Below are 3,658 nucleotides of genomic sequence, written 5' to 3'. Positions count from 1 at the left end.
GTGGCAGGGCGGCCGGCGGCCGCGATCTTCGCGTCGTCCTCCGCCGAGCATCCGGTGGTGCCGATGACATGGACGATGCGCGCCTGCGCGGCATAGCCGGCGAATTCGACGCTCGCGCTAGGGGCCGTGAAATCGAGCACGCCGTCGGCCTTGGCGAAGGCCGGCAGCGGGTCGTCGACGATCGGCACGTTGATGGTGCCGATGCCGGCGAGCTCGCCTGCGTCCTTGCCGAGATAGGGCGAGCCCTGCCGTTCGACCGCGCCGGCGACGCGCGCGCCGGGAATCGTGTGGATGGCGCGGACCAGCGTCTGGCCCATCCGGCCGGCGGCACCCACCACCACCAGGCCCATATCGCCCGCTTCGCTCATGCGCTTCTCCTGACGGCTTTCTTCGCGCGGCTGCGCGGCGACGGAGTTTGGATCGGCCTGGCGTCGTCGACAAGCCCCAGGCCCTTGTTGCCCTGAACCCGGTGGAAGCGGGCATAGACGCTGTGCGGGTCGGCCATCAGCGAGGCATGCGTGCCTTCCTCGACCAGCCGGCCTTCCTCCAGCACGATGATGTGGTCGGCATTGACCACCGTCGACAGCCGGTGCGCGATGACGATGGTGGTGCGCCCTTCCATGACATGGGTTAGCGCTTCCTGGACGCGCGCTTCCGCCTCGTTGTCGAGCGCTGAGGTCGCCTCGTCGAGCAGAAGGATCGGCGCCTGGCGCACGATGGCGCGGGCGATCGAGACGCGCTGGCGCTGGCCACCCGACAGCGTCACGCCGTTCTCGCCGACCGGCGTGTCGTAGCCCTGCGGCTGCTGGCGGATGAACTCGTCGGCCGCCGCTTGGGCAGCCGCCAGCTCGATCTCGGCGTTGGTGGCCGAAAGCCGGCCATAGCGGATGTTGTCGCGGATCGTGCCCTCGAACAGGTAGGGCGCCTGCGAGACATAGGCGATCGAGCTGCGAAGCGAATGCTTCGTCAGCTTGGAAATGTCCTGCCCGTCGACTTCGATTCTGCCGCTATCGACGTCGTGGAAGCGCTGCAAGAGCGCCACCAGCGTCGACTTGCCGGCGCCGGAGGCGCCGACGATCGCCGTGACCTTGCCGGCGGCGGCGGTGAAGCTCAGGTTCCTGAGCACCGGCATATCTTCGGCGTACCCGAAGGTGACATTGTCGAAGCGCACCTCGCCATTGCCGATCCTGGCCTCGACCGCGTCCGGTGCGTCGCCCTGTTGCGGTTCGAGGTCGAGCAGCTCGTAGATCATGCGCGCGTTGACCAGGGCCCGCTCCATGCCGACCTGCGTGCGCGCCAGGCGTCGGGCAGGATCGTAAGCGAGGATCAGCGCGGTGATGAAGGAGAAGACCGCGCCCGGCGGCTCGCCGAGAACCAGCGCCTTATAGCCGGAATAGGCGATGACGCCGGTGACGGCGAGGCCGGCCAGCATGTCGGAAATCGGCGTCAGCCGCTCCGACACGCGCGCGATCTTGTTGCCGCGCTGCTCGGCGCTCTCGGAAAGCTTGCCGATGCGGCGCGAGAGCTCCTCCTCCATCGTGAAGGCTTTGACGATGGCGATGCCTTGCGTCGCTTCCTGCATGGCGCCGATCAGCCGCGAGTTGATCTGCACGGACTCGCGCGAGATGCGGCGCACGCGGCGCTGCAGGTAGACGACGGCCCAGATCAGCGGCGGCCCGATCAGCAGCGAGGAAAGCGACAGCAGCGGGTCCTGGTAGATCATGACGCCGATCAGGCCGATCAGCGACACCGCATCGCGCGCGATCGAGGTCAGCGTCATCGACAGAAGGTCACGGATGCCGTTGATGTTTTCGTTGACCCGCGCCGCGAGCTGCCCGGAACGCGTGTCGGTGAAGTAGCCGACGCCAAGCTTCATCAGATGGTCGAAGATGCGGCGCTGGTAGCGCGCCACCAGATTGTTGCCGATCTTGGACAGCGTCACCGCCTGGCCATAAGTGGCAAGCCCTCGCAACACGAAGGAACCCATGATGCCCGCGCAAATCAGAAGGATCAGATCGCCGCGCCGCGCGTAGAAGATCTGATTGACCACCGGGCTCATGATCCAGGCGGCGAAGGCCGTCGTGGCCGAAACGACCAGCGAGCAGGTGATGGCGACGACATAGGACCAGCGGTATTCGCGGCCGTTCTCGGCGATGATGCGGCGCAGGATCGCCCAGGTTTCGCCCGGCAGGGCCTTCGCTTGATGTTGAAGCGACTGGTTCAAATCGGGGTTTGTTCCGTGATTTTCGATTGGCCTCGCAGCCGGGCTGCAATTCGGCACCCCTCTTAGCGCCCCAGTGGCGGCTTGCCTATGGCGAAACTTCGTCGCGGCATCGCGAAAGCGGCGAAGGATGTTTTCAATTCCAGAGGCCGGCGCCTGCTTGGCACAGGCCTTTCAGACAGGGGTCCGGAGTCTCTGCGACGAAACTCCGCCCTGGGCTGGATCGCTGCCAGCCTCACGTCCGCCAGTGTCGCCCCGCAGTCTGGACGCCGAACAGCGAGGGGGTCCTGGCATAGGCGGCGAGGCCGAGAAGCGCCGCCAGCGGGTGCGTGATGACATAGACCGGCATCGAACGCATCAGCGCGCTGTGCGGCGCCTTGTCCTCGAAGGCGGCGCGGAAATTGCTGGCTTTCAGGGCCGGCACGATTTTTTGCGCGATGCCCCCGGTCAGGAAGACGCCGCCGCGGCTCTTGAACACCAGCGCCAGGTCCCCGGCGGTGCGGCCGAGGCAGGTGACGAACAGTTCCAACGCTTCCTGCGCCACCGCGTCGGATTTGGCCAAAGCCGCGGCGGTGACCTCCGCCGGGGTGGTGAAAGGCATCGGTTTGGCATCCGTCTTGGCCACGGCGCGATAGACATTGACCAGCCCGCGGCCGCACAGGATCTGCTCGCCGGAAATGCGACCCTCGAGCTTTTCGATATGCGGGAACACCTCGAAGTCGCGCGGCGTGCGCGGGCCGATGTCCATATGCCCGCCCTCGCCCGGCACCGGTATCCAGTGGCGCAGCGCGTAGATCAGCCCGGCGACGCCGAGCCCGGTTCCGGGGCCGAGCACGACCCGCCCCGCGCTCGGCTCCGGCGTGCCGCCGCCGATCTTTTCCATATGCTCCTCGCCGAGCGCCACGACCGCCAGCGCCTGCGCCTCGAAGTCGTTGAGCACGACGATTTCGCTCAAGCCCAGATTGGCGAACATCTGGTGCGGCTTGACCACCCAGGGGCAGTTGGTGAGCCGGATCTCGTCGCCGTCGACCGGCCCGGCGACCGCCAGCACCGCCGAATGCGGCTGGATCGACGAGCGGTCGAGCACCGCCGCCTGGATCGCCTCGTCGATGGTCTTGAAATTGGCCGTCTGCACGATTTGCGGCTCGGTCGCTTCCGAATTGGCGTCGAGCACGATCGAGAAGCGCGCATTGGTGCCGCCAATGTCGCCGATCAGGACCGGAAACCGCAGCGCTGTATCGTCTTCGCCTGCCATTTTTTCTCGCTCGTCCCCGTTCTGGCCATCTGCCGCCTGTCTGTTCGTTGAACTAGCGCATGGGGTGGCAAAGGGAAAGCGGCTTAGCTTCAGGAGGCAACCCCTCTGACCGCTTGGCGGCCAGCTCAATCGCATATGGCAGCGCCAGCCCCCCTCTCCGGCCGCTTCGCGGCCACCTCTCC

General features: G+C 66.6%; 2 protein-coding genes and 1 pseudogene. All 3 read right to left on the bottom strand.

Features of this window, described 5'->3' with window-relative positions:
• Window positions 1–368, bottom strand: a pseudogene (locus EOA38_RS30650) (4-hydroxy-tetrahydrodipicolinate reductase); the annotation flags it as partial.
• Window positions 365–2,224, bottom strand: a complete 1,860-nt coding sequence (locus EOA38_RS30645; protein ID WP_127300988.1) for an ABC transporter ATP-binding protein — start codon at window positions 2,222–2,224, stop codon at window positions 365–367. The pseudogene EOA38_RS30650 and the gene EOA38_RS30645, both read right to left, overlap by 4 nt.
• Window positions 2,225–2,456: 232 nt before the next feature.
• Window positions 2,457–3,476: a glucokinase gene (locus EOA38_RS30640; RefSeq protein WP_127300987.1), complete on the bottom strand. Its 1,020-nt coding sequence runs from the start codon at window positions 3,474–3,476 to the stop codon at window positions 2,457–2,459.
• Window positions 3,477–3,658: the final 182 nt, after the last annotated feature.

Origin of the sequence: Mesorhizobium sp. M1E.F.Ca.ET.041.01.1.1 (genome assembly GCF_003997355.1) — a bacterium.
GTDB lineage: Bacteria > Pseudomonadota > Alphaproteobacteria > Rhizobiales > Rhizobiaceae > Mesorhizobium.
This window is presented reverse-complemented; position numbering and strand designations above follow the sequence as displayed.